The sequence below is a fragment of the Gimesia algae genome (assembly GCF_007746795.1).
Lineage (GTDB): Bacteria > Planctomycetota > Planctomycetia > Planctomycetales > Planctomycetaceae > Gimesia > Gimesia algae.
In genome coordinates, this window is sequence record NZ_CP036343.1 from 217,671 (window position 1) to 232,632 (window position 14,962).

General features: G+C 53.7%; 10 protein-coding genes. 5 read left to right on the forward strand and 5 right to left on the reverse strand.

Annotated features, from left to right (window positions below):
* Positions 1-68 precede the first annotated feature (68 nt).
* Positions 69-1,496: a N,N-dimethylformamidase beta subunit family domain-containing protein gene (locus Pan161_RS00845; protein WP_145223729.1), complete on the forward strand. Its 1,428-nt coding sequence runs from the start codon at positions 69-71 to the stop codon at positions 1,494-1,496.
* Between the two features lie 3 nt (positions 1,497-1,499).
* On the opposite strand, the gene Pan161_RS00850 is transcribed toward Pan161_RS00845, so the two are convergent.
* Entirely contained in the window at positions 1,500-2,072 is a 573-nt protein-coding gene (locus tag Pan161_RS00850) for a GNAT family N-acetyltransferase (protein WP_145223730.1), read from the reverse strand.
* A gap of 312 nt (positions 2,073-2,384) precedes the next feature.
* Between Pan161_RS00850 and Pan161_RS00855 the strand changes: the two genes are divergently transcribed.
* A complete protein-coding gene (locus tag Pan161_RS00855; RefSeq protein WP_145223731.1) occupies positions 2,385-5,912 on the forward strand; it encodes a PVC-type heme-binding CxxCH protein in 3,528 nt (1,175 codons plus the stop codon).
* 29 nt (positions 5,913-5,941) lie between these two features.
* On the opposite strand, the gene Pan161_RS00860 is transcribed toward Pan161_RS00855, so the two are convergent.
* Both Pan161_RS00860 and Pan161_RS00865 read right to left on the reverse strand, forming a co-directional pair.
* Positions 5,942-7,630, reverse strand: coding sequence for a GH3 auxin-responsive promoter family protein (locus Pan161_RS00860; RefSeq protein WP_145223732.1), 1,689 nt, complete (start codon positions 7,628-7,630; stop codon positions 5,942-5,944).
* A gap of 103 nt (positions 7,631-7,733) precedes the next feature.
* Complete coding sequence (locus tag Pan161_RS00865; RefSeq protein ID WP_145223733.1) at positions 7,734-7,937, reverse strand: small basic protein; 204 nt, start codon at positions 7,935-7,937, stop codon at positions 7,734-7,736.
* Positions 7,938-8,236: 299 nt separating this feature from the next.
* Between Pan161_RS00865 and Pan161_RS00870 the strand changes: the two genes are divergently transcribed.
* The 3 genes from Pan161_RS00870 to nrdR all read left to right on the forward strand — a co-directional run bounded on the left by Pan161_RS00870 (position 8,237) and on the right by nrdR (position 10,692).
* Positions 8,237-9,775 (forward strand): sodium:solute symporter family protein, encoded by a 1,539-nt coding sequence (locus Pan161_RS00870; protein WP_197995624.1) that lies wholly within the window; start codon positions 8,237-8,239, stop codon positions 9,773-9,775.
* A 98-nt stretch (positions 9,776-9,873) separates the two neighbouring features.
* The gene (locus Pan161_RS00875) at positions 9,874-10,056 is read left to right on the forward strand and encodes a hypothetical protein (protein ID WP_145223735.1); all 183 of its coding nucleotides are present in this window, start codon (positions 9,874-9,876) and stop codon (positions 10,054-10,056) included.
* A 180-nt stretch (positions 10,057-10,236) separates the two neighbouring features.
* A complete protein-coding gene (nrdR, locus tag Pan161_RS00880) occupies positions 10,237-10,692 on the forward strand; it encodes a transcriptional regulator NrdR (protein WP_002648999.1) in 456 nt (151 codons plus the stop codon).
* 14 nt (positions 10,693-10,706) lie between these two features.
* Here the strand turns inward: nrdR and Pan161_RS00885 are convergent, their stop codons facing one another.
* Positions 10,707-12,131: a DUF1501 domain-containing protein gene (locus Pan161_RS00885; RefSeq protein ID WP_145223736.1), complete on the reverse strand. Its 1,425-nt coding sequence runs from the start codon at positions 12,129-12,131 to the stop codon at positions 10,707-10,709.
* Between the two features lie 2 nt (positions 12,132-12,133).
* Positions 12,134-14,647, reverse strand: a complete 2,514-nt coding sequence (locus Pan161_RS00890) for a DUF1553 domain-containing protein (protein WP_197995625.1) — start codon at positions 14,645-14,647, stop codon at positions 12,134-12,136.
* Between the last annotated feature and the right edge of the window lie 315 nt (positions 14,648-14,962).

Below are 14,962 nucleotides of genomic sequence, written 5' to 3' on the forward strand. Positions count from 1 at the left end.
TCTTGTTAGGATTAACAGAACCGAATCCACTGATTTACAGCCGGCACAACTGATAGAGGAAGACGACGATGATTTCTTGCTGCTTGAGACTGTTTCTGATGTTGCTGATCGCAGGCATGTGGACGGCTCCGCGCGCCGCTGCCAACGACGATGCCGGCTCGATCTTTATTGAAGGTTATACCAGTCAGCTGAGTTATCAACCTGGTGAGAAGGTCGCCTTTCATCTTTCCAGTTCGGAGCCGCAGTACACCGTCGCAATCACTCGTCTGGGACCGGAGAATAAAACCGTTTTCAAAGAGACCCGTAAGAACGGCGCTGCCTACCCCGTTCCCGAAAATGCTTCGTCGCATGGTTGTCAGTGGCCAGTCGCTTTTGAGTTGACCGTACCCGATTCCTGGCAGAGCGGATATTACAATGTTCGGTTATCGGTCGCAGATCGGGGCGGGAAGTTCATTCAGCGAAATTCTCGAACCGCGGAATCAAATCTGTTTTTCATCGTGCGCGCAAAAAAGCCGGGCAGCCAGACAAAGATTCTGATTCAGCTGAGTACAAATACATACAACGCTTATAACAACTGGGGCGGCTCCAGTCTTTACAGCTATCACGGTCGGGCCAATCTGCAGGGGCATCGTGTATCGTTCAATCGTCCCCTGGCAGGACAGTTTGCCAACTGGGAACTGCCGTTTATTATCTGGGCAGAAAGTAACGGCTATCAGCTGGATTACATCGCCAACAGTGATCTGGAATTTCATCCGGAATTACTGCAGCATTATCGCCTGGTTTTAAGCGTCGGCCATGATGAATACTGGTCAGCTCCGATGCGCGATCACCTGGAACAGTTTATCAGCCAGGGCGGGAACGTAGCGTTCTTCAGTGGCAACTCGGTCTGCTGGCAGGTGCGCAGTGAGGACGACGGACGGGCGCTGACCTGCTGGAAACAAGGGTATAACCAGGACCCGCTGTTCCCGGACGGCGATCACCGTCTGCTGTCCACGCTCTGGAGCCATCATCTGGTGAACCGGCCTGAAAATCAGTTAACGGGTGTTGGCTTTCTGTATGGCGGATATCACAAGAGCCACGGGCAGTTTATGGATGGCTCGGGCGCTTATAAAGTACATCGTCCCGCACACTGGGTGTTTGAGAAGACCAGCATCAAACAAGGCGACGAATTCGGCGGCAAAGACAGCATTGTGGGTTACGAATGTGATGGCTGTCAGTTTGAGATGAAAGAGGGTCTGCCCGTCCCGACCTTCAAGGATGGGACGCCCCGTACGTTTGAAATTCTGGCTTCCTGTCCGGCGAAATGGGCACCCGGCGATAGCCTGTGGTATGACCGGTTTGAAAAAGATCGCGTGGGGGCTGCGATCTTGGGAATGTATACCAACGGGGGTACAGTCTTCACGGTCGGCAGCACCGACTGGGCACATGGACTGCGCGGAAAAGACCCGGTCGTACAGCAGGTGACAAAAAATATTCTCGACCGTCTCTCGAAGTAAGCATCAAGCTGCCTCTAGCGCGTCCCGTTCTTCTTTGGTAATCCGATACAGGACATGACGGGAGAGCGGGTCATCGCCAGGAATCGCAGGGTGATCGAAGTTATCGATGTAGCTCATCCCAATTTTTTCCATCACGCGTCGCGAAGCGACATTGGCCGGGACGGTAAAAGAAACAATCTCTTTCAGATTACAATTATTGAATCCAAAATCCAGCGCTGCCTGTGCTCCCTCTGTCGCATAGCCCTGGTTCCAGTGTGGAGCCGCCAGTCGCCAGCCGATCTCAACACAGGGGGTGAAATAAGCGGTAAACTGCGGCACTGCCAGCCCAATAAAGCCAGCGAACGTGGACTGATCTTTAATCTCAACCGCCCAGAGACCAAAGCCGTACTCATCAAAATGCTGTTGATACCGTTCGACCAGTTGTGCACTCTCTTCGTAAGAGAGTGTCTCAGGAAAATATTGCATGACCTTCCGGTCTGCATTCATCTCTGCGAAAGGGGCGACATCCTCTTTGCGCCACTGTCTCAGAATAAGTCGAGAAGTTTCCAATGTCTGTTTCTCCAGGGTGTTTCGCATCGCTATGGTTCTCTGTTTTTTTATTGTTGGGTTTCACTACGAACCTAACGTAAAATTACTGAAAATATTTCAAGGAAAATTAATCTATTCCCAAATCAACAGGCGAGGCACCGTTTACACCTCTCATAATCCGTACGCTCGGTACTGAACGGGTTACAGTGAAATCTCCTGACATCACCGGAATTCAAACGTAATCCTTTGAAACAACGTTGAATTCTGCTGCCTGCTCTGATCAAATATATTAAGAACCTTAATTTTCTCAAGTCTTGATAGAATAACACCTATACTGTGCGTTTTCCGGGAGTTTCTTAGATGAAAGTCTGTCGCTTCACAGTCCTGTTTCTCATTGTCTGTTTGAATTCTGTCGGAAATCTGCCTGCTGCCGAATCCGATTCCCCACCTGAGTTAGTACAGGTTCCCGGCGATTGGGAGGAGCAGCTGGATGGCAAGTATGCTGATTACGATGGCTTCGCCTGGTACCGCTGTTACGTCAAGGTCCCGGATAACTGGGCGGATCTCAATGCACGTCCCCTGTGGCGGGATTCGGTAACGCTGTCGATTGAAAAGCTGGCAGACGCGCATGAGCTGTACATTAATGGGACCCGCATCGGGCAGATTGGCAGCTTCCCTCCCCAATATGAAAGCGGGTTTGACAAGTACCAGCGCTACAAGGTTCCGCCGGGAACTCTGAAACTGGGAAAGTACAACACGATTGCTGTACGCGTTTATAATGCAGAGGGCCCGGGTGGTTTTCGGGGCGTACCTCCGATTCTGGCAGGTTACTTTCTGGAATGTGTCTTGAAAGGGGAGTGGGAGTTCCTGGTCGGCGACAATCCGAAGTGGGCGCTCGCTGCGGTTGCAGACAAACCGAAGCATGCGGCCTACGACCAGTTTGCCCCCGCGACTTCTACACTCAAACGCTCCAGCAAGCTTTCGCCAGGTCGCAGACTGCCTCCCGAAAAATCAATGGAACTCTTTGAACTGGACCCCGACATGCGGGTTGAGCAGTTACTGACAGAACCGCTCATCGGGCAACCATTGTTTATGAGTTTTGATGAACGGGGCCGCATGTGGGTCGTGCAGTATCGCCAGTATCCGTATCCCGCGGGACTGAAGGTCCTAAGTCGCAATAAATATTATCGCATGGAATTCGATCAGGTTCCGCCACCACCTCCGCATCATTTTCCCGGCAATGACCGGATTACGATTCACGAAGACACCAATGGTGACGGTAAATATGACGATCATAAAGTCTTCGCCGGCGATCTGAACATCGCAACTTCGGTTGTCAAAGGGCGCGGCGGCGTCTGGGTCCTCAACCCACCTTACCTGATGTTTTATCCCGACAAAAATAACGACGACATTCCCGACGCCGATCCCGAAGTGCATCTGCGGGGCTTTGGAATTTCGGATACACACTCTGCTCCCAACAGTCTGCAATGGGGACCAGATGGCTGGTTGTACATGGTGCAGGGAAGTAACGTCGTTTCACATCTGAAAAACAGTGACAAAGCCGATGCGCCGGCAATCTACTGTGAAGGTCCTGCGGTCTGGCGGTATCATCCGGAAACAAAACGCTACGAACTGTTCGCCGAAGGAGGTGGGAATGCTTTTGGCCTGGAAGTGGATGGCGACGGCCGCGTCTATTCTGGACATAACGGGGGCGGCACACGTGGTTTCTATTATGTGCAGGGGGGGTATTACGAAAAAGGGACCGAGCGCAAGTACGGCGATGTCAGTAATCCTTATGCTTTTGGCTTACTGCCATTCATGAAACATGCCGCCACGCCTCGCTTCAGTCATGCACTGGTGAAATATGAGGGGGATACGCTGCCGGAAAAATATCGGGGCAATCTGTTGTCAGTCGATCCGCTACATCAATATCTGGTCTATTCCTCAATCAAACCCCTGGGCTCTACGTTTGAAACAGAAGATCTCAGCTTCCCGCTCCGCAGTACTGACCTGGGATTTCGACCGATTGATATCAAGGTCGGCCCGGATGGGGGCGTGTATGTCGCTGATTTCTATGAAGAGTTCATCGCCCACGGACAACACTATCAGGGACAGGTCGATCCCAACTCCGGTCGCATTTATCGTTTCCAGGCAAAAGAGGCAAAGCCACGTAAGCTCGATGATCTCAGCAGGAAAACAACACCCGAGTTGCTGGAGCTGCTCAAGCATCCCAATGAATGGCAGCGACGGACGGCGTTACGGCTGCTCGGTGATCGCAAAGATCCAGCGGCGATCCCTACACTCAAGAAGTGGATCAAAGAACATGACGACCACCCGGCGCTGGAAGCCTTCTGGGCGTTGAATCTTTGTCAGGGGTTCGATGAGACGGTCGCAGAGCAAACGTTGAAACATCCGAATCCCATGGTTCGCTTTTGGACGGTGCGTCTGCTGGGGGATGATAAAGTGGTCTCCACCCATCTGGGTCAGGCCCTGATCGCGCTGGCACAAGACGAACCGAACGCCGAAGTACGCGGCCAGTTGGCAGCCACCGCGCGACGTTTACCCGCGGATGTCTGCCTGCCAATCGTGGCAGCGCTTGCGAACTATGCAGAAGATGTCGACGACCGGCATCAGCCGTTGATGGTCTGGTGGGCGCTGGAATCCAAAGTAGACTCCGATCGCGAACAGGTGCTCGCGCTGTTCAAAAATTCCGAATTGTGGAATCGTCCGTTGATCAAAACGGCCATTCTGGAACGTTTGATGCGCCGCTATGCCACCGCCGGCAGCCGCACGGATCTGATTTCCTGTGCGAAGCTGTTCGAACTGGCTCCCGATGATGTCTCGAAGAAAATATTGATGACGGGTTTCGAGAATTCGTTTAAAGGTCGTTCACTGGCTGGTTTGCCGGAAACGCTGGTGAAAGCACTTGCGGATGCGGGGGGTGGCTCTACCACGTTACAAATGCGGCTGGGCAATGCACGTGCGATTCAGCTGGCATTGGAGGCGATCAAGTCACCTGGTAAAAATCAGGCACAGCTTATCGAATATATCCAGGTACTGGGTGAGTTGCAGGAGCCCCAGGCTCTGCCCGCGCTGCAGAAGCTGTTGAGTACCAGCAAAGTACCCGACATACAGACCGGCCTGCTGGTGGCATTACAGAAATATAATGAACCTCAAGTCGCTGAGACAATTTTAAAACGCTACTCTGCTTTCAACGAACCGGTGCGTGAAGTGGCGCTGTCAACGCTGGTCAGCCGCAAAGCGTGGACGCGTCAATTTTTGGCTGCCATTGATGCCGGCGAAATTAAAGCCGACACAATTCCCGATGACCTGGTCAGGAAGATGACCATTCATCAGGATCAACAGATCGCTGATCTGGTCAGCAAACACTGGAAGACCATCAAGGGAGCATCGAACCAGCAGATGCAGGATCAGATCGCCCGCGTCTCCAAACTGCTGGGAACGGAGTCCAGTGATGTGTATCATGGGAAAGAACTCTATCAGCAGAATTGTGCGAAGTGTCACATTCTGTTTGGTGAGGGAAAACGTGTGGGTCCGGAACTGACACAATATAAACGGGATGATTCACTGCGGATGCTGATGCACGTGGTCAATCCCAGTGCGGAGATCAGGGAAGGTTATGAAACGTATCTGGTGATCACCGTGGATGGTCTGGTGGTATCCGGGTTCCTGTTTGACCAGGATCAGCAGATTGTGGTCATCCGGGGTGCAGACGGACAGAACGTGACAATCAAACGTGAAAACATCGATGAAATGATCAAGCAGCCCAAGTCGCTGATGCCGGAAGGACTGCTTGATAAACTCAGTGAACAGGAACTGCGCGATCTGTTCGGATTTCTGCGGAGTAGTCAGCCCGTATTCAAATAACGGCTGCATTGGCGTGTCTGACAGCAAGGTTAATCGGAAAAGCGTCGCAGGATCTGCTGGGCGTAATCGAGTTCGGGGATCAGGCAGGGGTGTTTGTACTGTTCGATGCTACCGCCCAGTTTCTGCTGTCGCTCCGCGGCAAACCGCTGCCAGGTGCCTGGGGTCAGTTCACATGACATGGGGGCCGCCAGGCGACCGGACTGACGTTTCTCTGCATATTCACAGTTGGTTTCCTGCAAACGCTGGTCAAGTGACTCCAGCAGAATCGGGAGTTGATCGGTCGACGGCAGAGCGGACGCTTCAAACAGCAGTTGATAGCGGGGAGGCTCTCCCCATTGCGGGATCAGGGTGTACTGCCCGATTTCCAGTGAAGTGAATTCGACGGCACCGCGAACTGCGGCCACGACCTGCGATTCGGTAATCTTTTCGCCAGTCAGATTGGAGATATGCGCGCCCTTATGCAGAAACTCCAGCAGTGGGGTTTGGCTGTGAAACCCGGTACAGCGGACGACATCACAGATATGGTAACGGTACAGACCTGAGGGAGTCGTCAGCAGGATGAAATAGTTGTGCCCTACTTCCAGTTGATCGGCGGTGAGAATATTCGCTGTCGTCAGTGGGTCTTCGTCTTCAGGGACAAACTCAAAGAAGTGGGATGTGATATCCAGCACGCCGGTGGAACTACCCGATTCGAGGGGGATGGTCATGCGCCCTTCGCTGGCGGAAAGTCCATGATCGCGGACAGGTGGGGTGCCATAATAGGGAGCCAGTTGCGACAGATACGCACCCGCCGATCCCCCCATCCAGACTGCCAGCAGAGACAGTCCCGGCCAGAAGTCGCGGGGATAGAGGTGCCCCGTACGTTCAACGATGCGCTCCAGTTCGCGGGCCCGTGCGCGGTTTTTGCGTTTGAGTTTTGACTGCAGCGTCTTCAGAATCGCGGGCTCCATGTGTGCAGCACCGGTGAGTCGACCGTCTGCGATATCGCGGATTAGTGATTCACGATGTTGATCTGCGAACTGTGCCAGATGCAGCAGGGTGCTCGGGTTGGCGGTCGTGATCATGCCGACTTCGCGATCGGCGATTGCCAGCCGCAGGGCGGTAAAGTATTTGAGGTGTGGATCTTCAATCTGAGACACTGCGGCGGGCAAAGTGTAGAGTAGTTTGACAGCGGGGCTCTGCATGGAAGTCACCAGCCCGCTGATATTGCCGCAGGGGGTTCCGCCGGGGGTCCGAAACTTGTCAAAATTACTCGTGAGCTGAACGATATTCTGATACTTGAGCCGGGGAAAATCGTCGTAGGTCAGAATGCCCCAGTTCTGCCAGCCCTGACGATAGTCTTTCAGAAAGGGTTCCGTGATGGGAATGAATTTGGAATCCGCGGTCGTGCCACTGCTGAGGGTAAACATCAACAGTCGGTTGGCGGCTCCCAGCAGGGCTGTCGTTTCACCGTTCTTAACGCGATCAATCCAGGGGCGAAAGCGTTCGTAATCGGAGACAGGAAAGCGGGCCTGGAAATCTTCGATTGTACAGGAACCATCCAGCTGCCATTCGCGGCTGAAATCACTGTCGGCGTTCAACTGCAGGATGCGCTGCAGTGTCGCTTGCTGAACTTCGCGGCAGCGTGAGGTGTGGTCAAGAAACGAATGGGCGGCGCGACGATAGCGTCGTCGTGTAAAAGTGCCGCCGGCAGCCCGTAGCAAATTCAGGGCATGCATTCCTTGCTCCCCGGTCGATAATTGCTGCGCTTCAGAACAGGGGATCTGCGGAGGAGAGTCTGAAAACAGAAAGGGCTCTCCTCCCCCCTACAGTGACAGACGATTAATCTTCGTCTTCGTCTTTCTTCTTTTTCTTCTTCTTACCAATCGAAATCTTTTCGACGCGTACTTTGGGTAAACCGAGGGCACCCTGGCCTTCGACCCAGCGGTCTTCGAATTTCAACTTTTCAATACGTTCCGCCCGCTTTAACACGTTACGTGCACGGACCAGCGTACTTTTGCTCTTTAAACTTTTGTCGAGTGACACGGTGTCATCCCCTTTGTTAGATGTTATTTCGAAGACAGCCATTTACTATGGAAATTGACTGTCAAAACTGGCATAGTGGTGTATCGTTCGCAAGAAGCGCTGTGATCAGCGGGCTGGTCAAACGGATTCTGGACCCGTGACGATTTGCGAAGCGACATATGGTAAATGGAATGGTCATTGATTGCAACCGCTGGTAAATGATTCCTTTCCGCTGTTTTTCGTGAAATTCCGATTTTCGTCGCGCAAACGAGAGTCGAGGGGGCCCCGCCATTTCTCTTTACGATACAAATTTCACCTTATTGGACTGGTCGATCGTCGCCTGCTATCTGCTGTCTTCGATCGTAATTGGTTTGTGGGCCAATCGTTACGTCGGAAACCTGTCTGATTATCTGGTCGCAGGCCGTAAACTTCGTATCCGGCTGGCTCTGGCGACGATGACCGGGACCGAACTGGGGCTGGTGACCGTCATGTATATGGCGGAGCTCGGTTTTATCCAGCAATATGCGTCGCTGTACCTGGCGTTTCTGGAAGCAGGTACTGTTCTGGTGATTGGATTGACCGGTTTTGTCGTGTATCGGCTGCGGGATTCCTCAATCATGACGATCCCTGAATACTACGAAAAACGCTATTCACAGTCCGTCCGCGTGGTGGGGGCCAGCGTGATGGTGGTTTCCGGCGTCCTCAATATGGGGCTGTTCCTGAAAGCGGGGTCCCAGTTTCTGACCGCGATATCCGGCCTGCAGGATGAGATGTATCTCAAGCTGATCATGACCGGACTGTTATTGCTGGTACTGTTTTATACGGTGCTGGGAGGCATGGTCTCGGTGGTGATCACCGATCTGATCCAGTTTCTGATACTGGGAACCGGCATGGTGATCGTGACGGGCGTGGTCTTCTGGTCAATCGGCTGGGACGGGTTTTCTGCAATCGTGACCGAGCAGAACGGGTATTTTGATCCCACGAATCCTGAAAATCCGTCCGGAAAAGGGGGCGGGATTGGCTGGTTGCAAATTATCCAGATGACGGTGGTGATTGGTTCCGCCGCCATGTTGTGGCCCACCAGTGCCGCTCGCACGCTCTCCTGCCAGAGTGCGGCGGTCGCGAAGAGACTCTATACACTAAGTTCGATCTCTTTTCTGGCGCGGCGAGCACTACCCGTCTTCTGGGGGATTGGTACTTTTGCGTTCTTCGCGTCTCAACCCGAACTGTTTGCTGAGTTTGAAGAAGCCGTAAAGACCAATAGCTCAATCACCTCACTGTCGGCAATGCCTCTGTTCCTGGCGAAAGTCGTGCCCACCGGATTACTGGGGCTGGTGACCGCAGGCATGATCGCCGCGTTTATGTCAACGCATGATAGCTATCTGCTCTGCTGGAGTGGTGTGATCACCCAGGATATTGTCGCCCCCCTGGCAGGGCCGATGAGTCAGCGAGCGCGGATTTTAGTGACCCGCATTGCGATCTTTGTGATTGGGGCGATGCTGTTGATCTGGGGTCTGTGGTACGAGGTCAGCAGTGATTTATGGGGTTATCTGGCAGTGACGGGCACGGTTTACCTGGCAGGCGCGATCCCCACGGTGGTCGGAGGTTTATACTGGAAGCGGGGGAGTCAGGCCGGGGCGCTGGCGGCGATTCTGGGAGGCCTGCTGGGGCTGTCCGCCATGGGACCCTGCGTGGAAACGATCAATGGCTGGTTCTCCTCGAACCTCAATGGAACTCATTTGACGTTGATTACATTTACCTTTTCCGCCGTCGTGTATGTATTGGGTTCGCTGCTCTTTCCGGATCAGCCTCGTGAGGCGAATGCTGAATCTGTCAATCCTAGAGCGCGTCACATTTAACCATAGCGTCTCTCAATCTAATATACTCGGTCCAAATGGACCTGGGAACGCTACAGTAAAACTGGACACAGTCTAAAGCAGAAGTGTGAGAAATTATCATGTATATGTGGATGACAATCTGGACGTTACTGCTGCTGATCAGTGGCGTGGCATTTCTGGTGGTACTGGTCTTTGTTTCTGTGGGTGTCAAAGCCGAATTGCGAGATACCCTGAATGATCTGAAAGCCGACGTGAACGAATCACAGGCACACGAGGAAATTCTGGATCGCCCTGTTGAATAACCGTTTGTGCGATGAATTGTGTGAAAAGCCACGCGTCGTAAACCCGTAAAAGTTGGGGATTTCGGAACAATAGACTGGTGCCGCAGTTTCGATCATGCTATTTTTAAATATCAGTCTGCAGAAAATCTCTGAATGTGAAGAGACCGTTCTGTTGTTATAAGTACAGGAGTCGCGTCGTTCATGATGTGCCCTTTTTGTCGTGATGGTGAGACGAAAGTAATTGATTCACGTTTGAGTCAACCTTTCAGTGTGCGCCGACGACGAGAGTGTCTGGCCTGTGGCAAACGCTATACGACTTACGAAAAAATCGAAGAGTCACCTCTCAAAGTCATCAAGAAAGATGGCGCGCGGGTTCCCTTTGACCGTATGAAAATGGTCACCGGTATTGAGACCGCCTGCTACAAACGCCCGGTCAGCCCTGATCAGATTGAATCGATTGTTGCGCAGATTGAAGCAGAAATCTACGAGAATTTCGATCGGGAAGTCCCCTCGCGATTTATCGGCGAACGGGTTTCCACGGTTTTGAAAGACGTCGATCAGGTCGCTTTCGTGCGGTTCGCGTCAGTCTATCGCAACTTCACCGATGCGAATGACTTCGTCACCGAAATCCAGCCGATGCTGCGAACCGACGACTGAAATCGCCGCGGTACTCAGGCGATGATCTCCGGCACTACATTGCCGGCGACTCCGGTGACCCGCATGTCGAGCCCCTGGAATTTGAACGTGAGCCGTTCGTGGTCCATGCCCAGCAGATGCAGCAGTGTCGCGTGGAAATCGTTGACGTGCATCGGATTTTCGGCCACATTGAAACCGATGTCATCGGTTTTTCCATAAGTGAAGCCGCGCTTCACACCGCCGCCCGCCATCCAGACGGTATAAGCGTCTTTATGGTGATCGCGACCGGGGGCTTTGCGATCTCCCTGCACCATGGGTGTTCTGCCGAACTCCGCGCCCCAGACGACCAGCGTATCATCCAGTAAGCCGCGCTGTCTGAGGTCTCTGATGAGCGCGGCGATCGGTTGATCGACCTGTCGGCATTTGTTCTTCAGACTTTTCACGATGCTGCCATGATGATCCCAGCCCTGGTCGAACAATTGCACGAACCGCACACCCCGTTCCACCAGTCGTCGCGCCAGCAGGCAGTTGTTGGCGAAGCTGGCTTTGCCCGGCAGTGTGCCATACTGCTCGTGAATGTGTTTTGGTTCGTTGGAAATATCCATCAGCTCGGGCACCGCAGACTGCATGCGATATGCCATCTCGTACTGATTGATGCGTGTGGCAATTTCCGGATCACCTACGTCGGCCAGCTGAACTTGATTGAGATGATTGACACTGTCGATAATCCGCTTGCGGTCTTCGCCTGTCATTCCCTTGGGATTGGACAGAAACAGAACCGGGTCTCCCGACGAACGGAATTCAACGCCCTGATAAATACTGGGTAGAAAGCCACTACCCCACAGGCTGTTTCCGGCTCCCGCGACATTGCCGGTAATCAGTACGACGAAGCCGGGCAGGTTACTGTTTGCGGAACCCAGGCCATAGTTGACCCACGAACCCAGCGAAGGGCGTCCGAAGCGTGAGAAGCCGGTCTGGAAAAAGAGCTGGGCGGGTGCGTGGTTGAAGTGATCGGTTTTCAGGGAATGAATCATACAGAGTTCATCGGAGACCGAACCCAGGTGAGGCATCAGTTCCGAGATGGGGAGGCCCGCTTCTCCCTGCTGCTGAAAGGCGAACGGGCTGCCCATCAGTTTGGGCTGTTCGCGAATGAACGCCAGCCGCAGTCCTTCCCAGAGCTTGTCGGGTACGAGTTCGCCGTCCAGTTCCTGCAGTTTAGGTTTCGCATCGTACAAGTCGAGGTGAGACGGCGCGCCGACCATGTGCAGGAAGATCACATTTTTGGCTTTGGGAGTGAAATGTGATTCGCGGGCCGCCATCGGGTTGGCGGCTGTGGGGAGTGCCGCCTGTAAGTCATTGGCCAGCAGCGTGGTGAGCGCCGCGCCTCCGACCCCCATGCCGGCCCGCTGGAAGAATTCACGTCGGGTATAATTTAACAGTTGTTGCAGATGCGCGTTCATGATTATCCCTTCGTGATGGTTTCATCTAAATTCAACAGGATGTTGGCAACATACAGCCACGCCGCCATGCGAGAGGCACCGACCCCTTCCGGTCGGTCGTCCGCTGCAATCAGCTTCTGGGCTGCCTGGGGATGATCCTGGAAATATTTCAGTTCCTGTTCAAAGACTTTGGTTAAATGATCCACTTCGATTGGCTTCGCTTCGCGGGCGACACACAGGCGGAATGCATACTTGATGCGTTCGCGGTCCGTCATGTCGGAATCCAGGCCTTTCGTCGCCAGCCGTTTTGCCAGACCGACGCCGATTTCCACGTACGCGGGATCGTTGAGCAGTGTCAGAGCCTGCAGGGGTGTATTGGTGCGCGAACGATTGATCACACAGGCACCCCGGTCCGGGGCATCGAAATTCGTAAAGCTCGGATACGGTGCGCTGCGTCTCCAGATCACATACACGCCGCGACGGTAACGGTCTTCGGAAGTAGAAGTCAGATACTTGGGCGCGTTGCGGCCCACGTGTCTCCAGAGTCCCTTTGGCTGGGGTGGATAAACGGGCGGGCCTCCCATTTTGGTCGAGAGCAGACCACTGATGGTCAGCGCGTTATCACGAATCGTTTCGGCTGAAAGACGCAGCCGGGGACCACGGGTATACAGCTTGTTGTAAGGATCCACTTCGAGCAGTTCTGGCGTGATGCGGGCCGACTGCTGATAGGTGGCCGACATCACGATTAGTTTATGAACCTGTTTCATCGACCAGTTGTGGTCCATGAATTCCACCGCCAGCCAGTCGAGTAATTCGGGATGCGTGGGGGCATCTCCCTGGCTGCCGAAATCTTCCTGGGTGGCGACAATGCCATGACCGAAAAACTGTGCCCACCAGCGATTGACGGTGACGCGTGCGACCAGCGGATTCTCGCGGGCAACAAGCCAGCGGGCAAACTCCAGGCGGTCAGGCGTCGCGTTTGTTTTAAGGGGATGCAGTGCGTCCGGAGTGCGGGGTGTGACTGCGGCGCCTTTGCTGAGGAAATCGCCGCGTTTGAAAATATTATTCATGCGGGGCTCCGGCATCTCTACCATCACCAGCGTGGAATCGGGTTCCAGTGCAGTCAGTTGTTCGCGGACCTGGCTCAGTTTCTGGTCGAGGTCGGTGTACTCCGCGTCCTGTTGTTGTTGATACTGCGTTAAGGCGGTGGTCTGCTTTTTGGTCCTTTTTTCTGCTTCGGTTCGCAGCGATTTGCGAACGTTTGCGGGGATTTTGCCGGCTTCTTCACTGTTCTCCAGCAGCGCCAGAGTGGTCTCTTCCCATTCCGACCAGGCGGTTTTCAGATCTTTCTGACGCTGGTTCAACTGCTTCTGCAGTGCCAGGCGTTCCGCCGTCAGTTGCTCTCTGGTTTTCAGTTCTTCTTTGGCCAGGGGAATCGCCAGTTTGGGGCCGGTAACTTCAAACGTCACGCTCTTGCCAAGCTGCTTGACCTCTAGCGGGGTGTTGTTGAAGAAGGCGAAGATCTGGTAGTAGTCCTGCTGTGAGAAGGGATCGTATTTGTGGTTGTGACACTGTGCACACTCGAATGTGGAACCGAGCCAGACCAGGCCGGTGGTATTGACGCGGTCGAAAATCTGGTTGACGCGATTCTCTTCGGGGTCAACGCCTGCTTCGACATTACAGGTCGTACAGCGATGAAAGCCGGTCGCGATTTTCTGGTCCAGTGTTGCTTTGGGGATCAGGTCGCCTGCAATCTGTTGAATGGTAAACTGATCGAAGGGCAGATCCGCATTCAAGGCGTTGATGATCCAGTCACGATACAGCCACATCTCACGCAGCTGGTCGGCCTGAAATCCGTTGGAGTCCGCATAGCGGGCCAGGTCGAGCCACTGCCGCGCCCATTTTTCACCATAGCGGGGTGATTTGAGTAGCTTGTCGACATATTTTTCATACGCGGCCGGAGACGGATTTTTTTCGAATGCGATCACATCTTCGGGAGAAGGGGGCAGGCCGATCAGGTCGAGGGAGACACGTCGCAGCAGCCGCGCGGGACTGGCCTGGGGAGACTGAGCGAGTGGCGGCGTTTGTTGTGATAATTTCTTTGCAACGAAGGCATCAATGGCATTGTTAATTCGAAAAGAGCTGTTTACTTCCGGCAGAGGACTTTTCACCGGTGGGATGTAGGCCCAGTGCTTCGGTTCTTCTGATTCCGTCGGCCAGTCTGCGCCGGCTTCGATCCATTGTTTGAGAGTCTGGATTTCCTGTTGTGTAAGTCGTGTGCCGGCATCGGCGGGAGGCATCTGTTCGCTCTCGTCTCTGCTGGAGACGCGATGCAGGAGCAGGCTCTCTTTACTGTTTCCGGGAATGATGGCCGGCTCACCCGAATCGTTGCGCAGCAGAATATTTTTGCGGCTGGTTAATCGCAGGCCCCCTTCGCGGGCATCGGGTCCATGACAGTCCTGACAGTGTTTGACAAACAGCGGTCGGACCGATTTCTCAAAGTCGATTTTGTGAGTCGCCGGTTTTTCTGCTGACACAGGCGCACCATGAGAAGTGGCCGGAGTGCTCAACACAAGCGAGGTGAGAACCGCGAGACAGCTACAGACAGTTCGTGGAACTTGAGAACCATACATACGCGTTCAATCCCTGTCAGGCCACCCGTAAGACTTTAAGAATCTCAAGAGGGAACCTGGTGAGATAATTGAAAGTAATGCCGGTCCGTCAGAACCGCCGAATTCGGGGGACGGTAGTCAGACACCATTGCCTGACGGGCTGAACTCATTTTGGGGAGAGTCGATTGACGTTGTTCTTTTCCTATCGGAATAATTCAATACGTTAGAATAACGGACGAG

Coding starts and splice junctions, on each gene's coding strand:
- Pan161_RS00875 (WP_145223735.1), top strand. CDS start 9,874: ATGTATATGTGGATGACAATCTGGACGTTACTGCTGCTGATCAGTGGC.
- Pan161_RS00855 (WP_145223731.1), top strand. CDS start 2,385: ATGAAAGTCTGTCGCTTCACAGTCCTGTTTCTCATTGTCTGTTTGAAT.
- nrdR (WP_002648999.1), top strand. CDS start 10,237: ATGATGTGCCCTTTTTGTCGTGATGGTGAGACGAAAGTAATTGATTCA.
- Pan161_RS00860 (WP_145223732.1), bottom strand. CDS start 7,630: ATGCATGCCCTGAATTTGCTACGGGCTGCCGGCGGCACTTTTACACGA.
- Pan161_RS00845 (WP_145223729.1), top strand. CDS start 69: ATGATTTCTTGCTGCTTGAGACTGTTTCTGATGTTGCTGATCGCAGGC.
- Pan161_RS00885 (WP_145223736.1), bottom strand. CDS start 12,131: ATGAACGCGCATCTGCAACAACTGTTAAATTATACCCGACGTGAATTC.
- Pan161_RS00850 (WP_145223730.1), bottom strand. CDS start 2,072: ATGCGAAACACCCTGGAGAAACAGACATTGGAAACTTCTCGACTTATT.